This window comes from Streptomyces sp. NPDC058051, from assembly GCF_042885475.1.
GTDB lineage: Bacteria > Actinomycetota > Actinomycetes > Streptomycetales > Streptomycetaceae > Streptomyces.
Genome location: NZ_JBHVRW010000001.1, coordinates 448125 through 470316, shown reverse-complemented (window position 1 = coordinate 470316; position 22192 = coordinate 448125). Strand labels below are relative to the sequence as shown.

Here is a 22192-nt window from a genome sequence, read left to right as displayed (position 1 = left end):
CCTCTCCCCAGGCTGCTCCCGGCAGGTCGTGGCCGGGCCCGAACCGGGTTCCGGTGGCGGGAGCCCCGGGAATGGACGGCGAGAACCGCCGCAAAGGGCACCCACTCCTTCCCCCGCTCCGGGTACTCCGGGCCCTGTCCTTGTTCCCTCGCGCGCAGGATGCTTGAGGGGGCGAGTCGTCAACCAGACTGTGAGGTGGGCCCGTGAGCGGCACTGCTGGGCCGGCGAGGCATACCCGGCTGCGTCGGCTGACGGGCGTCGTGGTGCTGCTGACGCCACTGCTGGTGGCGGGTTCCGTGTCCGCCCCACAGGATGCGCCGAGAGCCGCCGTCGTGGCGGACGACGAGCCGGCCGATGCCGGACGCATCGCCTTCGCCGGCACGGAACACCGCAGCCTCGGCCGGGCCACCGACCCGGCTGAGAGCGTCCCGTTGTTCGGCTCCGGCCCCGTCCACTACGACCAGGATCCCTCCGTACGCGGCGAGTCGCTCGTCTTCACCAGCCTGCGCGACTCCGTGCGGCCCCAGGTGTACGTGCGCGGCGCGGACGGGTCGGTGCGCAGGCTCACCACCGACCGGAACGCCGCACACCCCGAACTCTCCCCGGACGGCCGGACCGTGGTGTTCGACTCGGCGGAGCCGGGCCCCGCGGGCACAGTGCAGCGCGACCTGTGGTCGGTCGGCGTCGACGGCTCCGGTCCGCGGCGGCTGACGGACACGGCCACCACCGACGAGACCTCCCCGACGTTCTCCCCGGACGGCACCCGGATCGCGTACTCCGCTGACAGCGATCCCGTGCGGGGCCGGCAGATCTACGAACGTGCCCTGGCCGGTGGCGCGGTGACCCGGATCAGTGACGGCCCGCCGGGTGCGGCGACCGAGCCGGTGTGGAACCCGGTGGACGACGACACCCACCGCGCGCTCGTCGCGTACACCCTCGAAACGGACGAGGAGACCGGCCCCCGGCTCCGGGTCACCGAGGACACCGAGGGCACCGGAAAGGACCGCCCCCTGCTGGCCGGTGTCCAGGCAAACTGGGACGCCCGCTCGGCCGCCTGGCTCCCGGACGGGAACGACCTGGTCTTCCTCAGCCCCGACACGGTCTGTGGCTGCAACGACTTCGACCACGTCTACCGGACGACCGCCCACTCCGACACCGAACCGCGGATGGTGCTCTCCGAGGACCGCGCGGTCGAGTCGCCCACCTGGATCGGCTCCACCGGTTCCGGGACCGCCGTCGTCGCGCGGACGAGCGCCCTGTCAGCCGAGGTCGTCACGCTCCAGGACGTCCGGCAGGACGGTTCGGACCCGCGGGATCTCGGGCTCACCCTGCTGCATGAGGATCCGCAGGCCAGGACGAACACCGACCCCGCCGTCGATCCGCTGTTCAACCCGTCGGAGGGCTACGACCCGTGGACCGAGCGGCAGACCTACACCCCGGACGGCCGGCACATCGCCGTGACCCGCTTCGAGGACGGTGACGACGGGCGGATCGAACGGATCTGGCTGGCCGACGCCGACGGTACGCACGAGGAGGCGATGCCACTCGCCGGACGCGGTCCCCGCGACTGGGACACCGACCCCACCTTCTCGCCCGACGGCTCCAAGCTGGCGTTCACCAGGACCTCGCCCGGCGGGGTCGGCGACGCCGCGGGGCCGAGCCGGGTTCTCATCGCCGACGCCCGCACCGGAGCGATCCTCGACGAGATCGTCCCGCCGAGCGGGCAGCCGGCGGGCGGCGACGCCCAGCCGACCTGGTCGTCGGACGGCACCACGCTCGCCTTCACGCGCAACCAGGTGATCGGGGGCGTCGGCGGTAACAAGCACATCTGGACCGTGCCGGTCGATGCGCTGAACCAGCAGCAGGACCTGAGCCGCACCGCCTGCCCCGGTGCGTGCGAGGTGATCGACGACAGCCCCGCGTTCTCCCCCGACGGCGGCTCGCTCGCCTTCAACCGCAAGGACGGCGGAGGCCGGGTCAACGAGCGCGCGGGAATCCTCGTCACGTCGCTGGACAGCGGCGAATGCCAGGTCGTGCTTCCGACCGTCCAGCGCGGCAACCCCGCCGCGTGCCGGCAGAACATTCCGGACACCTCGCAGACCGGTCCCTTCCAGCCGCGTGACGTGGCCTGGTCGTCGGACGCGCGATGCCTGGTGCTGAGTTCGCGCCGGGCCCTGTCGCCCAACTCCCCGGAGCAGCTGTCCGTTCTCGACCTCGCCACCGGCGAGCTGACCCCCTACGACAACGGGCTCACCGGTCGGCAGAAGGAACCCACGTTCCAGCAGTCGGTCGACCTGTCCCTGACCGCGCCGCCCACCGGGCCCGCGGTGGAGACCGGTTCCTCCGTATCGGTGACGGTCACCGTCACCAACCACGGCCCCGCGCCCTCGCCCGGCACCACGTTCACCGCCGACGTCCCGCCCGGGGTGCGCCTGGAGGAGCTCACCACCGCCACCGGGCCCTGCGCGACCGGGTCGCCGCAGTGCGACCTGGGCGTGCTCGGGCCGGGGGACAGTGTGGACGTCACCGCCCGGCTGACGGGCGTGACACCGGGCGACCAGCGGATCGGCTGGTCGGTCACCGGAGCCGTGCTCGACCTGAACCCCACGGACAACGCCTCCGAGACGGTCGTCCCGGTCCAGGACGCGCCGCCGGCACCGACCCCGTCCCCGTCGCCCCCCGCACCCTCCCCGCCGCCCGCCCCCGCGCCGCCCGAACCCGAGGCGGGGCCCGGCGTCGTGGTGCGGGCACAGCCCAGCCCCGGCTACGTCGGCGGGCGCGTGGTGGTGACGTACACCGTGCGCAACGGCCGAAACGCCCTCGCCACCGGCCTGCGGCTGAGGCTCGGACTGCCCGCGAGGATCCCGGTGGCCTCGCTTCCGCCGGGCTGCGCCGCCGGCGTGTGCACGCTGCCGGACCTGGCGCCGCGTGCCTCCACGGTCGTTCGCGTCGTGCTCGCGCCGGACCGGGCGCTCCGGACGACCATCACCGGAACCCTGACCACCACCGGTACCGACGCCGACACCGGCGACAACGTGTCCAGGATCCCGCTGCGCATCCTCCAGCCCCGCATCGTCGCGGTGCCCGCCGTCGGCAAACCGGGGTTCGTCACCTCCGTCCGGGGCAAGGACTTCCCGCCCGGGGCGCCGGTGACGCTCACCTGGAAGCCCGGGATCACAGCAGCCGCGCCGGCCACCGTCCCGCGCCGGAACGGGACGTTCATCGCGCAGCTGCTGATCCTGGTGAAGGACCAGACGGGGCCGCGCACCATCACGGCCAAGGGGCCGGGGTTCAGCCCGGTCACGACGCCCTTCCTGGTGGTCAGCGGCACGATCGTCCCGCCGGACGAGGTGGGGCGCAGGTGATCCACGAAGTCGACGAAGGGCTACGCCTGTTGCTGGTCGACGCCGGCCTCCAGGAGAGCGGGGTCGACCTGGTCTTCGACGCGCCGACGAAGGAGTGGGCCGCACGCCGCAACGCCCCCACGGTCAGCGTCTTCCTCCATGGCATTCGTGAGGACGCGGGCCGCCGCCGCACCGGCACGGCCGAGGAGCACGACGGCGAGGGAGTGGTCACCGGACGGCGGACTCCGCCCCGCTGGTTCGAGCTGACCTATCTGGTGACCGCCTGGACGAACCGTCCGCAGGACGAACACCGCCTGCTGTCGGAGGTGTTGCGCTGCCTCGTACGCTCGGACGTGCTCCCTGCCCGGATGCTCACGGGCAGCCTCGCCGAGCTCGGGCTGACCGTGGAGATCGAGGCGGCCTGCCCGGGCACCGACCGGCCGTCCACCGTGGACGTGTGGTCCGCGCTCGGCGGTGAGCTCAAGGCCGCGATCGACCTGAGGGTGTGGGCACCGCTGGCCGGTGAACGTGTCTCCGCCGGACCGCCGGTCACCGAAGGGCTGGTGGTGCGGGCCGCACCCGCACGGGACGGCGACGGGACGGGACCGGGGCGCCGACTGCGCTACGACGGGGCGTCGGACCCCGGCGACCAGGGCTTCGCCGCGGAACGCGAACGGCAGTTGCCGCCCGGCCGACGCAGGCGCGGGGGCGCGGCCCGATGACCATGACGCACGGGAGCCCCGCCGTTCACGAACGGCCGGTGTCCTTGGGCACGGCCGTCGAAGACCTCTGGGAGCGGTTGAAGCACGTCGAGGACCGGGTGCGGCACGCGGTGGCGGCCCGGCGGGCCACCGACCCGGACCCGGACGATCCGTACCGGGGGCAGTACCTCACCCCGCAGGCGGTCGAGCGGGTCCTTGAGTCCCGTGACGCGTTCACCCCGGTACCGGCCCCTGGTTCCGGTGCCGTTCCGGACTCCCCGCCCGGGAGCCGGATCGGGCAGCTCGCCGAGAACTTCGGTCTGGTACCGCTGGACGTCGAGCTGCTGCTGGTCGTGATGGCACCGGACATCGACGTCCGGTTCGAGCGGCTCTACGGCTATCTCAACGACGACCTGACCCGGCGAAGGCCGACGATCGGCCTGGCACTCGAACTCTGCGGGCTGTCCGCCGCGAGTTCCGGCCGCTTCCGGTTCTCGCCGTCCGCCCCGCTGATGGCGGGCGGGCTGCTGGAGGTTCTGGAGGCCGAACGCCCGCTGCTCTCACGGGTGCTGCGCGTCCCCGACCGGATCACCGCGTATCTGCTCGGCGACGACGAGACCGACGGGAGGCTGCGCGGCCTCGTCCGCGTCGCCGGACCCGGGTCGGAGCGCGACACGGGGCCGGAGGCCCTGCGGGTCGCGGCGGCACTGGGCACGGGCAGCGGCCTGGTGCATCTGCTCGACCGGGGTGGCGACCCGCGCGGGCTGGCGGTCGACGCGCTGCTCGCCGCGGGGCGCCGTCCGCTGGTGGTCGATGCCGCGGCACTCGCCCTCGCCCCCGCGCCGGTGGAGGTCGCGCGGACACTGGCGACCGAGGCACGGCTCAGCGGCGGCGGTCTCGTGCTCGGACCGCTCGAAGCACTCGCCCCCGAGCGCCCCGAGGGGGCCCGGCTGCTCGGTGGCCTGTGCGGAGCGGTCAGCGGCGCTCCGCTGATCGCGTACGGGAAGAAGAACTGGGATCCCCTGTGGTCCGCGGAGAGCCCGGTTCCGGTCCGGGTCCTGCCCCTCGGCCCCGCGGACGTGGCACGGCAGTGGCGTCGGGAGCTCGCCTCGGCCGGCTCCGCTGTCGGGCTGCACACCGGTGACACATCGGCCGGTGAGCGGGCCGTCGAAGCGGCCGTCTCCTACCGGCTCGACTCCGAGCAGGTACGCAAGGCCGCCGCCGTCGCCTCCCGGCTGGCTGTCCTGGAGCAGCGTCCGGTGGGTGCGCAGGACCTGCGCGCGGCGGTCCGTGCGCAGAACGGTGCCGGGCTCGAACGGCTCGCCCGCCGCATCGAGCCCGCGGTCGGCTGGGACGACCTCGTGCTGCCGGCCGCGACCCGGCACCAGTTGTCCGAACTCGCCCTGCGCGCACGCCACCGCGAGCAGGTGCTCGGTCAGTGGCGGATGCGGCCGGGTGGTGGCCGTGGGCGGGGGGTGGTCGCGTTGTTCGCCGGGGAGTCCGGCACCGGCAAGACCATGTCCGCCGAGGTGGTCGCGTCGGAGCTCGGCATGGAGCTGTACGTCGTGGACCTGTCGACCGTGGTGGACAAGTACATCGGTGAGACCGAGAAGAACCTTGAGAGGATCTTCGTCGAGGCGTCCGACGTCAACGCGATCCTGCTGTTCGACGAGGCGGACGCCGTCTTCGGGAAGCGCTCGGAGGTCAAGGACGCGCACGACCGCCACGCCAACGTGGAGTCGGCGTACCTGTTGCAGCGGATCGAGTCCTTCGACGGTATCGCCGTGCTCACCACCAATCTGCGGGCCAACCTCGACCAGGCCTTCATCCGCCGCCTGGACGTGGTCGCGGAATTCCCCATGCCGGATGCCCGGCAGCGCCTGGCCCTGTGGGACCGCTGCCTGGGGACGGCGATCCCGCGCGACGCGGAACTCGACCTGGACGTCTGCGCGGCACGCTATGAACTGGCGGGAGGGTCGATCCGTGCCTGTGCGGTGACCGCTGCCTATCAGGCGGCGGAGTCAGGAGGACCGATCGGGATGGAGCAGGTCGTCTCGGCCGTCCTCGCCGAGTACCGCAAACTCGGCCGGCTGGTCCTGGAGAGCGAGTTCAGTCCCTGGCTGGGGGGTGCACCCGGACGCGGCAGAGGGTAGAGCCTCAGGAGCACCCGGGCCGCACCTCGCCCATCGGTGAGGTGCGGCCCGCGGCTCATGTCACCCGGTGCCCCCTCCACGTACCGCACGGCCCGGGCGTCCGCGCCGGTCGTGGTCCTTGTCGTCCTTGTCGTCCTTGGCGGTCACGGTCCAGCGGCCGAAGTCGTAGACGAGGGAGTGGCCACCGACCGAGGCGGTGAACGTCGAACCCAGCTTGTCCTGCCGCAGCCACGGGGTGTCGAAGAGCTTGTACGCGTCGTAGTCGATCGGTGCGCCGTTCACGAGATGGGTGGCGCCGGGTGCCTGGGACGCGGAGTCGAAGGTGATGTCGAGGTCGTCCCCGCTCAGGCTGTGATAGACGAGCCGCGGGTTCGTGTCGTCGAGGTGGCTCACGTCCATTCCGGTGGTGCCGGTCAGGGCGTTCGCGAACGCGTCGAGGTCGGCGTACGCGGACGCGTCCGCCGATTCCAGCACCCAGCCGTTGCTGTCGGCCTGGCTGCGCAGGATGTCGTAGCTGTAGCTGAGGCCGGCGGTCGGGTGGTTCTGTGCCGTCGTCTTCACCTTGTTCGCCGGGTCGTTCGGTGTCTGGTGGTACCAGGTCCCGGGCTTCGCCAGCTTGTACGCGAAGTACATGGGCCCCGTGTCGGCGATCGTCCAGCCGTCGACCTCACGCCGTTCGCGGATCGAACCGTTGGTGGGGAACAGCGCGTTGATGTAGTTGGAGGTCTGGTCGCCCGAGGACTTGTAGACGCCGACGGCCGTGGGGCCGTTCTGCATCACCCGCTGGTTGGCGGGCTGGTCGTAGGCGCCGATCGAGGCGTTGCCCTGGTCGACCGACAGCCGGAACAGCGGATTCGCGGCGTCGGACCGCCAGCGGAGCACGACCGGCAGGTCCTCGACCCAGTTGTCGACCCGACGGTACTGGACCTCGGTGCCGAGGCCCCAGGTGGGTCGGACGTAGCTGGTGCGGTAGATGTCCATCGCGTCGCCGCTGGAGTTCTGGAGGTTCGCCTTGTGCGCGGTGTAGGACTTGTCGGTCTTCCGTCCGATCTCCACCGCCTGCTCGGGCGGCGTGTACGTCGTCCCCGGCCAGGCCACGAGACCGGCGTACTCCAGGTTGGGGCGGTACGCCGAGGGGGCCGGGTTGTCGGACTCGCCGACTCCTTGCTGTGCGCGGTGGGCGCCGAAGTACGTCCAGGCGAGCACCGAGTGGTCCGCGGGCCGCCAGGTCGGATCGTTGACGGAGGACAGGTCGCCCTTGGCGCGGCTCTCCGACGAGATCATGTAGCCGTCGATCCAGTCGTTGGCCCATTCGAACCACATCACGTCCATGGCCATCTTCACCTGGTGACGGAACGAGGCGTCGTCGGCCCACTGGTAGAGGGCGTTGAGGCAGAAGTACGTCATGAAGGTGTACTCGGGGCTCTGGTACTCGGCCCAGCCGCGGCGCACGCCGGCATTCACCATCTCCAGGACGTTCGCCTTGTTGGCGGCCTTCAGCCGGGCGCCGGAGTTGCCGTTCAGGTCGGCGAGGTCGGGGAAGTACTGGCCGACGAGATAGCCGGTGGCGTAGTTGCTCATCCGCAGGTTCTCGGTCTGCGGGAGCTTCTGGTAGGCGTACGAGGCGAAGTAGCCGCGCACGTGGGCGAGCATGTCAGGGCTGAACTGGTCTCCGGCCATGAGGTAGGAGTACATCTTCGCCATGGTCTTGTACTGCTCGTAGTCGTAGAGCTGGAACTGGGCGTCCAGCTTGGCGAGGTTGGCCGCGGTGTTCTCGTGGTCGGCGAGCTGCGCCGTGTACTGGGCCACGTTGACGGCGCCGCTCTCCTCCTTCATGGCCTTCGTCTTGTCCCACAGCCACTGGGTGCGGGACTGCGTGGTGCCGGGGTGGGGGGCGGGCGACTCGGGCACGTACGGGCCGGTCGATGTCCTGAGCGGTGTGCTCGGCGCGCTGGTGTTGCCGCTCGCGTCCCTCGCCCGCACCGTGAAGTCGTATCGCGTGGCGGGCATGAGGCCGCCGACGACGGCCGAGGTCGTGGTGGAGCTGACGGAGGCGACCTGGTAGCCGTCGCGGAAGACGTCGTACCCGCTCACGCCGAGGTTGTCGGTCGACGCCTGCCAGCCGAGCGAGACACTTCCGGCGGTCACGCCGGCGGTCAGCGAGGTCGGGGCGGAGGGGGGCTCCGTGTCGGTGATGCCCCCGGCCACCTCGTAGACGCCGAGGTTGTCGAGGGTGATCGCCTCGTCGGTGCCGCCGGTGTCGACACGTACGGAGAAGCCCAGCTCCACCGTGGAGACGAGCCGCTGTCCGCCGTTGGGCACGATCGTGAAGCGGTACTGCGGGATGTCGGTGTCGTCGACCCGCGACAGGGCGCCGGAGGTGCCGGTGTACGCGGAGGTCGTGGTGATGCTCACCGCGGGCACCGGGAACCGGGGGACGAGGTTGTTGTCGAAGTTGCCGAACTGGATCTGTGCGTAGATGTCCTTGGCGACGGGCTTGTCGCCGGCCGCGCTCCGTGCCAGGTCGTACTGGAGGACGAACTGTCGGGCGGGGCTGCCGACCGGCTCGCTGTAGACGGCGTTGACGCGGTCCTTCAGGGCGCCGGTGGACCACCGGTGGTAGAAGTAGCTGGAGAGGTTGGCGCCTTGGGAGGCGTCGCGGAGTTCGAGGGCGTTGTCGCCGTCGATCTGCACGATCTGCTGGGTGCCTCCCGTTGTCTGGCCGGCCAGGGTGAGCGGGCTCTGGCCGCTGTCGAATCCGGTGTCCAGGTCCGGGGCGAGAAGATTCGTCGGCGGGTCATCGGCTGCTACGGCGGGGGTGCCTGGTGCCGCCAGAAGAAGGGCGGCACACACGGCCGCCAGACTTCGCGTCAGGATGTTCATGGATCATCCTTTCGGGGTGGGTGAGCTACTTGACGGCTCCCGTGACGAGGCCCTTGCTCCAGAACGACTGCAGCGACACGAACATGGCGACGACGGGCACGACGGAGACCAGCGCGCCGGTGACGACGGTGGTGTAGCTGACGGGATAGCCCTGGAGTTCGCGCCAGCCCACGAGGCCCACCGTCACCGGCTGGAGCGAGGTGTCGGCGAGCATGAGCGAGGGCAGCAGGAAGTTCGTCCAGATCGCGACGAACTGGAACAGGAAGACCGTGACCATCGCGGGTGCCATGAGCCGCGCGCACATCGCGAAGATGCGCAACTCGCCGGCTCCGTCGATCCGCCCGGACTCGATGAGGGCGTCGGGTATCGAGGACGCGGCGTAGATCCGGCTGAGGTACACACCGAAGGGGCTGACGATGCTGGGGATGAACACGGCCCAGAAGGTGTTGATGGTGCCCGTGTAGCTGAACACGAGGTAGAGCGGGATGGCGAGCACGGGTGCGGGCAGCAGCACGGCGGCGAGCACCGTCCCGAAGACGGCCTCGCGCCCGGGGAACGGGAACTTGGCGAGCGCGTATCCGCACAGGGACGCGAGGAGTGTGGAGACGATTCCGCCGCCCACCGCGTACAGCAGTGAGTTGAGCAGCCAGCGCGCGTAGATGCCGCCCTGGGTCTCGAACAGGGTGCGGATGTTGTCGAAGAGCGCGAAGTGCCCGCCGAACCAGAATCCGTTGCCGGAGAAGATCTCTCCGCTGCCCTTGGTGGCGGAGACGACCAGCCACCACACCGGGAGCAGGAAGTAGACGGCGAAGAGGGTCATGACGCCCAGCACGAACAGGCGCGAGACCGGGGTGACCGTCGTGAGGGCGCCCGACCGGGAGCGTCGCGGCCCCGGTTCACGGGGCACGGGGGCGGTGCGGGTGGGCGGTTGCAGGGTGGCGGTCATCAGTCGACGCTCCTGGCCGATGCGCGGAAGACAAGGACGGACAGCACGCAGATCAGCGCGCCGAGCACCACGGACTGGGCGGCGGCGTAGTTGAAGTCGTTGGCCGACAGCGACCGCAGCGCGGCCATGATGGGTGTGTAGGCGGACGACAGGTTCGGCGCCACGGACTTCATGGTGGCCGGCTCGTTGTACAGCTGGAACGTGCCGATGATGGAGAAGACGAGGGTGAGCAACAGGGCCGGCCGGATCTGCGGGACCTTGATGAGCAGCGCGGCCTTCCAGCCGGAGCAGCCGTCGAGCGCGGCGGCCTCCATGGTCTCCTCGGGGACCGCCTGCAGGGCCGCGTAGATCAGGATGGTGTTGTAGCCGGTCCATGCCCAGGTCAGGATGTTGGCGATGGAGAAGGGCAGGGCGCCGTCGGTGACGAAGCTGAAGTGGACGCCCATCGAGCCGAGGTACTGGGTGATGGGGCTCAGTGAAGGCGCGTACAGGAAGGACCACACCAGGCCGGCGATCACGCCGGGCAGGCCGTAGGGGATGAAGTAGGCGATCCGGAAGAACCTGCGGCCCTTCGTGGCGGACGAGTCGATGAGCAGGGCGAGCAGGAGTGCGAGGACGAGCATCACGGGCACCTGGATGACGCCGACGAAGGCCACCCTGCCCAGGGACGCGAGGAAGTCCGTGTCGTGGAACACGCGGACGTAGTTGTCGAAGCCCGCGAAGACGGACTCGGCTCCGGACAGGCCGAGGCCCGAGCGTTTTTCGGCGAAGAAGCTCTTCACCACGGAATACCCGGTGGGCACCAGGTAGACGATGACGAACAGCAGGAGGAACGGCAGGACGAAGGGCGCGGCTCGCCTCAGTTCGCGCAGTCGGCGCCGTCGGATCGTCGAGGAGGACACGGTCACCTCTTCCGTGGAGTGGCGGATGTGCGGATCCGGCGGGGGCCGCGTCGGAGCGCGGCCCCCGCGCGGGACTACTTGCTCACGGAGAATCCCTGGGACCGCAGTGCGGAGACCGTGCCCTTCTGGGCGCTGTCGAGGGCGTCCTGGAAGGTTCCCTTCTTGGTGTGCACCGTGCCGAGGCCGTCACCGAGCGCCGTGGCGGTGGTGGACATGACCGGACCCCACTGCCAGTCGGGGTTCACCTTGGCCGCTTCCTGACGGAACAGCTGGTAGACGGGCCGGCCGCCGTAGTAGCTCTGGGGGGCGTCCAGTGCCTTGTTGGCGAGCCCGGACTCGGAGGCGGGGAGGATGGCCGCGGAGGCGATCAGGTTGGACACCGAGCCGGAGTCGGTCGACATCCACAGGGCGAACTCGGTGGCTTCCTTCGGTCGTGCACAGTCCTTCGTCACTGCCGTGGCCGAGCCGCCCGAGTTGCCGACGGTGTCCTGGGCGCCCCACCGGGGCATGGGCGCGACGTCCCATTTGCCCGCGGAGCCTGCGGCGTTGTCCCGGATGAGGGAGGCGGACCAGACCGGGCCGACCTCCGCCCAGACCTTGCCCTTGCTCCACGCGGAGTACAGCGCGGCGTCGAAGGCGGGGTGGGAGGTGACGAGGTCCCGGTCGAAGAGTCCCTGCCAGTAGTCGGCGACCTTGCCGTTCGCAGCGCTGTCGAGCGAGACGGACCAGGCGTCGTTCTCGGTGCCGAACCAGGGCGCACCGCCCTGCCAGGCGAATCCGGCGTAGAGGTAGGGGTCGGTGGGGAGGTTCATGATGCGGGACGACGGGTCCGCGGCCTTCACCGCGGTGGCGGCAGCGGTGAACTCGTCCCAGGTCCTGGGGACTTCGATGTGCGCCTTCTCGAAGAGGTCGGCGCGGTAGAACATCGCCATCGGAGCGGTGTCGACCGGGACACCGTAGGCCTTGCCGTTGACGCCGACGTTGCCCCACACCCAGTCGGCGAACTCGCCCTTCTTCGGTGCGACGTAGCTGCTGACGTCCTGGAGGACACCGGCGGCGAGGAAGCTGGAGAAGGTCTCGTATCCGACCTGCGCCAGGCAGGGGGCTTTGTGCGCCTTCGCGGCGGTGAGCATCTTGTCGTAGCCACCCGCGCCGCCGTCGGTTATCGCCTCGTACTTCACGTGGATGTCGGGGTGCGACTTGTTCCACAGCTCGACGGATTTCTCGTAGCCCGACGCCCACCCCCAGAAGGTGATTTCGGCCGGGCCGCTGGTGCTCGCTCCGGTACTGCCGCTGCTGCACCCCGACAGCGTGATTCCGGTGGCGGCGATGATGGCCGCCGCGGCGAGTCTCGCCCTGCGCATGACCATGACGTCCTCTCAATTTCGGCTCTGTACAGCGTGGTTCGTGTCAATGAGTGGATCGAGGCCGACCGTGCGGACGGCCTGAGGCGTGCCTGACTGGGCCTGCGGGATGTTCTGGTCGGTGTCGAGTCCGTCGGCGCGCTCCCGGACCCGTGCGGGCCGGCGGCTGCACAGCCCGGTGGGAGGGGCGCGGTGGACGTACTGACGCGTGGCCTGGCGCGGACAGGTCGTCCGCGGGGGCCGGATGACGGCTCGGAACGCGATGCCGGTGGAGCGGGCACCGGGCGCGGGCGCGAGGGGGGTTCGCGCTGCGGGGACATACCGGAACCGCGATCGTCCGCGCGTTCCGGCAGTTCGGCGGAAGGGGTTCCCGGAGAGACGCGGCTTCCGGCGTCAGCGGGAGACGGGCGTGGGGCCTGTTCTCACGGTCGTCGCCACCGTGACGGCGCGTCCCCGTACGGGCACGGGCCCAGGTCCCTCCGTCGAACCCCTTGGACAGGAGGGGAGGTGAGAGCGGGCCCTACGGTGACGGGTCTCGCGAGTCGGCGCACACGGTGAATCCCTTCCACGGCGGGTGGGGCAGTGGTTGGGATACTTGCATACAAGCATACGGCGTGCAACGATCATTTCGTGAATCCTCCTCAACAACCTCGTATCCCTGAACGGACCTTGGCCGGGAACGATGCGGGACTGACCCCCGTCACCCGGGACGGGGCGCGGACCCGGACGTCCGACCGCGTCTACGAGGAGCTGGTCGCGGCGGTCCGTGAACTCCGGCTCGCTCCGGGCGCCTCCCTGTCCGAGACCGACCTGGCCAGACAGCTCCACGTCAGCCGCACCCCGGTGCGCGAGGCGCTCGCCCGGCTCGTCGACGCGGGACTCGTGCGGGTCGTGCCACAGGTCGGCACGCGGGTCGGGCTGATCAGTCTGCGTGACGTCGAAGAGGCGCGGTTCGTCCGCGAGAGCCTGGAGGTCGCGGCCTTCGAAGTGGTGTGCGCCGACCCGGCGGTGGACGTCACCGTACTGCGCGACCTCCTCGAACAACAGGAACACAGCTGCCGCGCCGAGGACTACGACGCGTTCTTCACCGCCGACGAGGCGCTGCACTGCGAGATCTTCTCGCTCAGCGGCTACCCGGGGGCGTGGCAGGCCGTGCAGCGGATGAAGCTGCAACTGGACCGGCTTCGCCGTCTCGCGCTGCCGGACTCCGCCGCGATGCGCGAACTGATCGACGAGCACCGGCTGATCGTGGACGCGCTGGAGAACGCCGATCTGCCCGCCGGTCGCGCCCTGATCAGCCGGCACGCGCGGCGCGCCCTGGAACGCGGCCCGGCGCTCCGGGCCGCGCACCCCGGCTACTTCACCGACTGACTTCGATCCGGACACGCGGCCGGTCCACCACCACGCACGCCCGAGGGCGTGACCGCGGCCGGCCACTCCCCTACCTCAAGGAAGGCGACGCATGGACTTCGCGCACGCGGACGGGCTCGGCCGGCAGCGGGTCGGGCAGGCATGACCATACGACTCTCCCTCGGCCACATCGACACCTACGACGCCCGGGTGGCGACCTTCGCCCACCAACTCGGGCTCACCGGCGTGCAGTTCCACACACCGGATCTGCTGCCCGGAGCCGACGGCTTCTGGAGCCTGGAGGAGTTGCGGGCCCTGCGGGACCGCTGCGACGCGGACGGTCTGGCGATCGACGGCGTCGAGAACGTGCCCCTCGCTCATTTCTGGAAGATCCAGCGCGGTCTGCCCGGCCGCGACGAGCAGATCGAGAACTACCGGAAGACCATCCGCAACCTCGCCGCCGTCGGGGTGGACGTACTCGGCTACAACTTCCTCGCCACCTACGTCTGGCGCACGGACATGGCGGCGAAGGGCCGCGGTGGCGCCAAGGTCTCCGCCTTCGACCTGGCCGACGTCCACGCGGGCAACGCGCTCGCCGGCTACCGGCTGACCCCCGACCGGAGTCCGGACGAGCCGATCACCGCCGAGCGGATGTGGGAGAACCACCAGTACTTCCTGGACGCCGTACTCCCCGTGGCGGAGGAAGTCGGAGTGCGGCTCGCCCTCCATCCCGACGATCCGCCCACCCCGGAGCCGCTCGGGGGCATCGCCCGGATCTTCACCTCTCCGGATGCCATCGGACGGGCCCACGCGCAGGCCGGCGGCAGCCCCTCGTGGGGGCTGAACCTCTGCCTCGGCACCGTGTCGGAGATGGCCGGCGAGCAGAGCGTCAACGAGGTCATCGACCTGCTGGGACCGGCCATCTGCTACGTCCACTTCCGAGATGTCCGCGGCACCGTGCCGCGCTTCAGCGAATGCTTCCTCGGCGAGGGGAACTTCGACCCGGCACGAGTGATCCGCCGACTCGAATCGGCGGGCTTCGACGGGTTCCTGATCGACGATCATGTGCCCGCGATGATCGGCGACTTGGACACCTGGGGGGACACCTCCTCCGAGGCGTACTGCAGCCGGGGCCGGGCACACGCGATCGGATATCTGCAAGGCGTCCTGAACGGCCTGTCACTCGACGAGCCGATCGGCACACGCGCTGCTCCGGCGAACGGCCGAGTGTCGGCGTGACGGGGTGAGATGCCCCCGTCCGCGTGCGGGTGGGCCCGGCCGGGGTCGTGGATACGGCCCCTCGAATTCGCCGAACCAGGGGCCCGCATCGCGGTCCTGCGCCGGGGTCCTGCGCCTCATCTCCCTACGCCGCGTGCGGGACCGATCCCCGGCGGCCCGGCCGGCTCGCGGGCACCGCGCCGGGCCTCCCGCCTACCGGGCTTCTGCCGGATCCGGTCGCTCGGATCCCCTGAGGACGAGCCGCGTGGGAAGCACCCGGGTGACGAACTCCGAGGTGTCGCCGTTGAGCCGGCCGATCATCAACTCGGCGGCCGTACGCCCCATCAGCTCGATGTCCTGGCTCACCACCGACGCCGGAGGGCTGCCGAGCAGCGACGTCTCGAAGTCGTCGAAGCCGACCAGCGGCAGCCGCCGACCGGTCCGCTGGAACGCGAGCAACGCACCGATCGTCGCCCGGTTGTTGGCGGCGAAGACGGCGTCGGCCGAGCCGTCGTGCAGCAGGTCCCCGACCGCGCACTCCGCCTGCTCCCTGGTGTGCGCCGTCGTGACCGTCGGTGCGTCCGCCACCGGGATCCCCGCGTCGGCGAGCGCCGTGGCGTATCCGGCGTACCGTTCGCGCATCGTGTGGATGCCGGGCGAGTCACCGACGTACGCGATACGCCGTGCACCGGCGCGGCAGAGCGCCGAGGTCGCCTCGTGGGCCCCGCCCGCGTTGTCGGCGAGCACCGTGTCGGCGAACGGGTACGGCGTCGGCCGGTCGAGAAGGACCAGCGGAGGAATGGGTGACGCGACCTCGGACCAATCGCGCGCCGCGTGCTGCGGCGGTACGACGATCAAGCCGTCCACCCGCTGTTCCATGAGCCGGTCGACCAGACGGTCGTGGCGCGGCCCCTCCTCGTTGGAGCTCGCGATCGTGACGAGGTAGCCCGCGGCGTCCGCCACGCTCTCGACGGCGCTCGCGAGCGTGGAGTAGTAGGGGTTGGCGAGATCGCTGATGACCAGACCGATGGTCCTGCTTGTCCGGCCGGGCCGGATGCTCGCCGCCGAGAGGTTGCGGCGGTATCCCAGCTTCACGATGGCCGCGCCGATCCGAGCCGCGAGTTCGGGATCGATGTTCGTCGCGCCGTTGACGTGACGCGAGACCGTCTTCAGGCTGACGCGCGCTTCGCGGGCGACGTCGTTCATGGTGGGATTCCGCGGCACGGCTCTCTCTCCAGCCGACGACTGTGGGGCGGTCGATCGTACTCGGCGAAGCCTCGCGCCGGTCTTCCTCGGCCTGCCCGCGGGCAGGTACCTTCCGGGGCGGTCAGTGGGCCCGTCCGAGGACTCGCACCCCGCCCGCGGGCACCGATACCCCGTCCTCGTGCACCGATCCGTCCAGCAGGTCGGTCCCCCGGCCGGGAACGGTGGTGTCGGTGTCGCCGTGGTTGATGAGGAAGACGTAGTCGCGACCGGCCGTGCGACGGGTCACGGCCTCGATTCCGCTTCCGGCCGGAAGCGCCGTCGCCCCGGAGCGCTTCACGAGATGCCCCACCAGACGCGCACGCGCGTCGGCATCCAACTCCACACCCGTGTACCAGGCTTCCCCTTCTCCCCGGTCCACGCGAGTGATCGCCGGTGTGCCGGCGAAGTCACCGCTGTCGTACCAGCAGGCCGCTTCCGCGTCCGTGAGGTCGATCTCCTCGTGCCAGGTCGCGACCCGGACCGGCCCCGTGACCCCGTCGATGTCCACGAAGTCACCGTCCACCATCGGTGCGAACTCCTCCACGCGCACGCCCAGCAGTTCGCGGAACGCTCCGGGATAGCCGCCGAGCCGTACCCGGTCGAGCGGATCGACAATGCCCGAGAAGCAGGTGACGAGCACGGTCGCCCCGGCGTGCACGGCGGCGGTCAGTGCGGCCACGTCCTCGTCGTGGACCAGGTAGAGCAGGGGCACGATGATCAGCCGGTAGCCCGACAGGTCGGCCGACGGCGCGGTGATGTCCACGGTGACGCCCGCGTCCCGCAGCGCCTGGTACCACCCGAGGGCGGACTCCATGTACGACAGACCGTTGTGCGGGTGCGACTCGCGGTCGGCGGCCCACCACGACTCCTCGGAGAAGAGCAGCGCGCAGTCGGCCGCCACCCGGCTGCCGAGCACCTCGGCGCAGCGTGTCAACTCCGTGCCCAGCGCCTTCACTTCCCGGAACTTTCTGCTGGTGGGACCGGCGTGCGGGAGCATCGCGGAATGGAACCGCTCGGCGCCCGCGTGTGCGGCGCGCCATTGGAAGAAGCAGATTCCGTCGGATCCGCGGGCGAGGTGGGCGAGTACGTCTCGCCGCAGCTGCCCCGGTCGCTTTGCCGGGTTGACCGGCCGCCAGCTCGTGGCACCGGTGGCCGTCTCCATCAGCAGCCACGGCTTCCCCCGGGACAGTCCGCGGGCCCGGTCGGCGGAGAAGGACAGCTCGGTCCGGGCATCGGACGTCGGACGCAGGTAGTGATCGGCGGCGATGAGGTCCACATCACCGGTCCATGAGCTGTAGTTCATGTTCTTGCCGGCGTCGAAGAGCACCAGGTTCGTGGTGACCGGCACATCCGGCGTGACCCTGCGCAGGACGGCCGTCTCGGCACGCAACTGCGCTCGCAGCTGGTCGGAGCTGAACCGGTCGAAGTCCAGCACCTGCGTGGGGTTCGAGTCGGTGAACGTCAGGCGCGGTGGCTGGATCTGCTCCCATGCCGCATAGGTCTGGCTCCACGCGGCGGTCGTCCACGCGGCGTTCAGCTCGTCGAGCGAGTCCCCGTAGCGGTCCTTCAGCCAGCTCCGGAAGGCCACGGCGCTCGCTTCGCCGTAGCACCGGGAGTTGTGGCCGCCGAGTTCATTGGAGACGTGCCACAGTGCGAGCGCCGGGTGTCCGCCGTAGCGCTCCGCCAACTTCTCCACCAGCGCGAGCGAGTGCTCGCGGTAGATCCGTGACGACGGCGACCAGGCCTGGCGTCCGCCCTGCGCCATCGTCCGCCCCTCCCGGTCGACGGGCAGCACCTCCGGGAAGCGTGTGGTGAGCCACGGCGGAGGGGAAGCGGTGGCGGTGGCGAGATCGACAGCGATGTCGCCCGCGTGCAGGAGATCGAGCACATGGTCCAGCCAGCCGAAGTTCCATCGGTCGGGCTCCGGCTGCAACGTCGACCAGGCGAAGACGCCCACGGTCACCAGATTGACGCCGGCCTCGCGCATCAGCCGGACGTCCTCGGGCCACACACTCTCGTCCCACTGCTCCGGGTTGTAGTCGCCGCCGAACGCCACCGGTTCCCCGCCGAACCGGTCAACGACGTTGGCGGGCCATCTGATCCACTCTGCCGTCATGAGCTTCTTCTCCTCACCGCCCGACGAACGAGCGCCCACGCGAAGGACCCCGGCACGACGTCGAGCGATGGCCGGGCACAGCGAAGAAGCACCCGCTCCGAAGTGCGCCGGAGTGCGGAACGACCACAGACTAGCGGGCTGAGACAACGTTGTTTAGAGTGAAGTCGACACCATCGGAGCGCAGTTCGTCCGGCCCGTCCGTGGGTGGTCGTCAGCCGAAACCGCCCGTCGCAGCTGCTTGTGGATCGTCTCGGCGGCGGGGCCCGGCCGGGCGCGAGGCCCGGAAACACATCGAGGGAGTGGAACGTGGCGGAGTTCGATGGCAAGGTCGCCATCGTCACCGGTGGATTCAGTGGCATCGGGGGCGCGACAGCCCGGGTGCTCTCCGCACGCGGGGCGACGGTCGTGGCGGCCGGCATCCCGCCGGAAGGCGCGTTCGACGAGCTGCCTCCCGGTGTCGAACGCATCGAGGTCGACGTCACCGACGAGGCGGCCGTCGCTCGGCTCGTCTCGCGGGTCGCGGCGGCACACGGCGGACTCGACATCCTCGTCGCCGCGGCCGGGATCCAGCGCTACGGTGCCGCGGCGGAGACCGGCGCAGACGAGTGGAACGAAGTCCTCGCGGTCAACGTGACCGGCGCCTTCCACGCCGTCAAGCACGCGCTGCCCCATCTGCGCGCCCGTGGGGCGGGCTCGGTCGTGATCGTCTCCTCCGTGCAGGCCTTCGTCACCCAGACCGCCGTCGCCGCCTACACCACCAGCAAAGGGGCGCTCAACGCGCTCGCCCGGTCGATCGCCATCGACGAGGCGAAGAACGGGATCAGGGCCAATGCGGTCTGTCCCGCGTCGGTGGACACCCCGATGCTGCGCGCCTCCGCCCGTTCCTTCTCCGACGGCAGCGACCGGGGCACGCAGGAGCTGGTCGAGTCCTGGGGGCGGATGCATCCGCTCGGACGGGTGGCGCGACCGGACGAGGTCGCCGAGGCGATCGCCTTCCTGGCCGGGGACCGTGCCAGCTTCATCACCGGCGTCTCGCTGCCCGTCGACGGCGGGCTGCTGGCCAACGCGGCTGTGGTACTGCCTGGTTGAGGGCGGCGGATGCCGTATTCGACCGCAGGCGATGACGGCGGACATTCGATGACGGAGGACTTTTCATGACGGCCGAGGTCGCGATTCCGGGGACGGCCAGGGTGGGCGAGGGGCCGGTCTGGGATCCCGGGCTCCGGCGCCTGCACTGGGTGGACATTCCCGCCGGGCTGATCCACACCAGCGACCCGGCCACCGGCCTGACCACCAGCCTTCGGCTGCCGACGCAGGTCGGCGCCGCGGTGCCGCGGCGCGGCGGCGGAGGATTCGTGGCGGCGACGGCCGAGGGGTTCGCGAGCGTCGACGCCGACGGTTCGATGACGACCCGGCGGGCGTTCCTGCCCGCCGGTGAGCGCATGAACGACGCGAAGTGCGACCGGCAGGGGCGGTTCTGGGCCGGCAGCACGGCACTGGACTTCCGGCCGGGCAGCGGCGCTCTGCACGTCCTCCTGCCCGACTGGACGAGCCACGTGCTCCTCGAAGGACTCACCCTGCCCAACGGGCTCGGCTGGAGCCCCGACGGCCGCACCTTCTACCTCGCCGACTCGATCGCGGGCGAGATCTATGCCTTCGACACGACTGACGACGCCCCGTGGATCAGCCGTCGGCGCACACTGGTGCGGCTTCCCGCGCACACGGGCATGCCGGACGGACTCACCGTCGACTCGGCCGGGTGCCTGTGGGTCGCGCTGTGGGGTGGCGCACGCGTGGCACGGATCTCCCCCGACGGCGACCTGCTCGGCGGGATTCCGCTGCCTGTGCGCCAACCGTCGTCCTGCACGTTCGGCGGACCGCGCCTCGACGCCCTGTACGTCACCTCGGCCCGGGAGGGCCTGGAGCTCCCGGGCGACGATCCGGCAGGGTCCGTCTTCGTCGTGGACGAGATGGGCGGCGCCGTGGGCCTGCCGTCGGCCACGTTCGCCGGATGAGCAGATCGGCCGGGGCAGCACCGGGCCGGGCCGGCCGGGCCGCGGCATGGACCACGACCGCGCGGGCACAGCCCCACTTCGACGGCGGGCCATGGTGGCGGACCGGCCGACAACGCGGCCAGGTGCCGTAGCTGTCACCGTGCCCCCACCAGGGATCACGGGCCGGCCCGTGGCCCTCTCCGAGCCTGGCTCCGCTTGACCTTGACACAGTGACAAGGTCTTCACTGTGGCCAAGGAGGTGGTCCCGATGACCGTGCCGAAAGAGGACACGAACACGATGCGAGCTCTCCAGGCGCTGGAGAACCACAGCTCGTCGATCCGGCTGCGGGCAGCGCTCGCGGTGGGCACGACCCCGGACCCGGGGTTCATCGACAAGATCGTCGAGCGATGCGCGATCGAACCCGAGTTCCACGTGCGCGAAATGCTGACGTGGGCACTCACCCGCCACGCGGCATCGATGACGGTCCCGGTGCTTCTCGAAGAAGTCCGCTCGGAGCGTGCGCAGGCACGGAGCCAGGCGTTGCACACGCTGTCCAAGATCGGGGATCGGCGGGCATGGCCGGCGATCACACCGGCGCTGCTGTCCGACGCCGACGACGACGTGGCCTTGAGCGCCTGGCGGGCAGCGGTCGTGCTCGTGCCCGAGGGTGAGGAGCACGAGTTGGCCGTAGTGTTGGCGACACAGCTCGGGCGCGGCGGACGCGAGACGCAGCTGAGCCTCAGCCGGGCGCTGATCGCGCTCGGCGAGGCGATGTTGCCGACACTGGGCTCCGCGAGGGGGGATCTCGACCCTCGGGTGCGCGCGCACGCCCTCGCCACGGAACGGCTGTGGCACGACCCGGATGCCGGTTTCGAGTGCGCGATCGAGGAGGCGAAGCGCGTCGTAGCCCTCGGCGGGGCCGGCCAGGAGGGACGGTAGGCAGTGTTGATCGGCGATGTCGCACGGAGGTCCGGGGTCAGCGCCCGCATGCTCAGGCATTACGAATCGCTCGGCCTGGTGCGGTCGACGGGTCGTACCGGCTCCGGCTATCGCGAGTACTCCAACGAGGACATCCGGCGAATCTTCCACATCGAGAGCCTGCGGTCATTGGGGTTGTCGCTGCGCGACGTCGGGCGCGCGCTCGATGACCCCGGCTTCGCGCCCGCGGAGCTCGTCGACGACCTCATCCACCAGACGCGAGACCGCATCACAGCGGAGACGGAGCTGCTCACGCGGCTCCGTCGGATCGGTGCCGCGGAACCCGCCGGCTGGGAGGACGTCCTCCAGATCGTCGCGCTCCTCCAGGCGTTGGGGGCGCAGAGCGCGGGGGCGCGGCAACGCGCGGCCCTGTCCGCGGGCGGGCAAGTCAACGTGCCGGTGGAAGCACTGGTCGAGGCCGTGCTGAGCGAGTCGGACCCGAACGTCGCCGGAGCCCTTCGTTGGGCTCTGGCGCAATCGGGCGAGGACGGGCTGCCCCTGCTGGCGGAGGGCCTCGGCTCACCCGCGGCCGAGGTGCGGAAACGTGCCGTCCGGTCCATCGCCGAGATTCCGAGCGGTGAGGCGACCGCACTGCTGCACAACGCCCTCACCAACCCCGACGTCGTGGTCCGCGGGTACGCGGCTCTGGCGCTCGGGGCACGTGGCGTGGCCGACGCGGTCCCGACCCTCATCGACATGATCGTCGAGGAGAGGAACGACGCCGACGCAGCCGATGCGTTGAGCACGCTGGCGAGTGATCCCGCGCTGGAGGACCAGATCTCCACTGGGCTCGTCGACTGCCTCGACCGCGTACCCGTCGGATCGTCTGCCCGTCGACGGCTGACACAGGCGCTCGCGGACATCCCGGGGATCGCGACGTCACGTGCCCTCGCCGATCTTTCACATGACGAAGACCCTGCCGTTGCGCTGACTGCCACGTACATTCTCAAGCTGCGCAGCGCACGCTAGTACGGCAACAGGCACTGTGCCGCGTCGC

General features: G+C 70.6%; 15 protein-coding genes. 9 read left to right on the top strand and 6 right to left on the bottom strand.

The features are described from left to right. The first annotated feature begins 203 nt into the window (after nt 1–203). Genes ACFVUT_RS02005 through ACFVUT_RS01995 form a run of 3 tightly spaced genes read left to right on the top strand, consistent with a single transcriptional unit; the run spans nt 204 to nt 6198 of the window. Nucleotides 204–3365 carry a hypothetical protein gene (locus ACFVUT_RS02005; protein ID WP_389642736.1) on the top strand — a complete coding sequence of 1054 codons (3162 nt, stop codon included), beginning with the start codon at nt 204–206 and terminating at the stop codon, nt 3363–3365. After that, nucleotides 3362–4066, top strand: a complete 705-nt coding sequence (locus tag ACFVUT_RS02000) for a DUF4255 domain-containing protein (RefSeq protein ID WP_389642733.1) — start codon at nt 3362–3364, stop codon at nt 4064–4066. The genes ACFVUT_RS02005 and ACFVUT_RS02000 overlap by 4 nt, the downstream gene beginning before the upstream one ends. Further along, nucleotides 4063–6198 (top strand): ATP-binding protein, encoded by a 2136-nt coding sequence (locus ACFVUT_RS01995; RefSeq protein WP_389642730.1) that lies wholly within the window; start codon nt 4063–4065, stop codon nt 6196–6198. The genes ACFVUT_RS02000 and ACFVUT_RS01995 overlap by 4 nt, the downstream gene beginning before the upstream one ends. Before the next feature lie 60 nt (nt 6199–6258). On the opposite strand, the gene ACFVUT_RS01990 is transcribed toward ACFVUT_RS01995, so the two are convergent. From ACFVUT_RS01990 to ACFVUT_RS01975, 4 genes are all read right to left on the bottom strand, one after another. Then, nucleotides 6259–9081 carry a fibronectin type III domain-containing protein gene (locus ACFVUT_RS01990; RefSeq protein ID WP_389642727.1) on the bottom strand — a complete coding sequence of 941 codons (2823 nt, stop codon included), beginning with the start codon at nt 9079–9081 and terminating at the stop codon, nt 6259–6261. 25 nt (nt 9082–9106) lie between these two features. After that, nucleotides 9107–10027 carry a carbohydrate ABC transporter permease gene (locus ACFVUT_RS01985; RefSeq protein WP_389642724.1) on the bottom strand — a complete coding sequence of 307 codons (921 nt, stop codon included), beginning with the start codon at nt 10025–10027 and terminating at the stop codon, nt 9107–9109. Continuing rightward, nucleotides 10027–10929 carry a carbohydrate ABC transporter permease gene (locus ACFVUT_RS01980; protein ID WP_389642721.1) on the bottom strand — a complete coding sequence of 301 codons (903 nt, stop codon included), beginning with the start codon at nt 10927–10929 and terminating at the stop codon, nt 10027–10029. The genes ACFVUT_RS01985 and ACFVUT_RS01980 overlap by 1 nt, the downstream gene beginning before the upstream one ends. Nucleotides 10930–11003: 74 nt before the next feature. Then, nucleotides 11004–12293: an extracellular solute-binding protein gene (locus ACFVUT_RS01975; RefSeq protein WP_389642718.1), complete on the bottom strand. Its 1290-nt coding sequence runs from the start codon at nt 12291–12293 to the stop codon at nt 11004–11006. A 669-nt stretch (nt 12294–12962) separates the two neighbouring features. On the opposite strand from ACFVUT_RS01975, the gene ACFVUT_RS01970 reads away from it, so the two are divergent. Beyond that, nucleotides 12963–13664, top strand: a complete 702-nt coding sequence (locus ACFVUT_RS01970; RefSeq protein WP_389642715.1) for a GntR family transcriptional regulator — start codon at nt 12963–12965, stop codon at nt 13662–13664. A 141-nt stretch (nt 13665–13805) separates the two neighbouring features. Then, nucleotides 13806–14882 (top strand): mannonate dehydratase, encoded by a 1077-nt coding sequence (locus ACFVUT_RS01965; protein ID WP_389642712.1) that lies wholly within the window; start codon nt 13806–13808, stop codon nt 14880–14882. A gap of 192 nt (nt 14883–15074) precedes the next feature. On the opposite strand, the gene ACFVUT_RS01960 is transcribed toward ACFVUT_RS01965, so the two are convergent. Then, the gene (locus tag ACFVUT_RS01960) at nt 15075–16067 is read right to left on the bottom strand and encodes a LacI family DNA-binding transcriptional regulator (protein WP_389642709.1); all 993 of its coding nucleotides are present in this window, start codon (nt 16065–16067) and stop codon (nt 15075–15077) included. Nucleotides 16068–16188: 121 nt separating this feature from the next. Further along, on the bottom strand, nt 16189–18222 hold the full coding sequence (locus ACFVUT_RS01955; RefSeq protein WP_389642706.1) for a beta-galactosidase: 2034 nt from the start codon (nt 18220–18222) through the stop codon (nt 16189–16191). A 306-nt stretch (nt 18223–18528) separates the two neighbouring features. On the opposite strand from ACFVUT_RS01955, the gene ACFVUT_RS01950 reads away from it, so the two are divergent. The 4 genes from ACFVUT_RS01950 to ACFVUT_RS01935 all read left to right on the top strand — a co-directional run bounded on the left by ACFVUT_RS01950 (nt 18529) and on the right by ACFVUT_RS01935 (nt 22164). Continuing rightward, on the top strand, nt 18529–19311 hold the full coding sequence (locus ACFVUT_RS01950; protein WP_389642703.1) for an SDR family NAD(P)-dependent oxidoreductase: 783 nt from the start codon (nt 18529–18531) through the stop codon (nt 19309–19311). A gap of 65 nt (nt 19312–19376) precedes the next feature. Further along, complete coding sequence (locus tag ACFVUT_RS01945; protein ID WP_389642700.1) at nt 19377–20237, top strand: SMP-30/gluconolactonase/LRE family protein; 861 nt, start codon at nt 19377–19379, stop codon at nt 20235–20237. A gap of 247 nt (nt 20238–20484) precedes the next feature. Continuing rightward, complete coding sequence (locus ACFVUT_RS01940) at nt 20485–21156, top strand: HEAT repeat domain-containing protein (protein WP_389642697.1); 672 nt, start codon at nt 20485–20487, stop codon at nt 21154–21156. Between the two features lie 3 nt (nt 21157–21159). Further along, nucleotides 21160–22164, top strand: a complete 1005-nt coding sequence (locus ACFVUT_RS01935) for a HEAT repeat domain-containing protein (protein WP_389642694.1) — start codon at nt 21160–21162, stop codon at nt 22162–22164. Nucleotides 22165–22192: the final 28 nt, after the last annotated feature.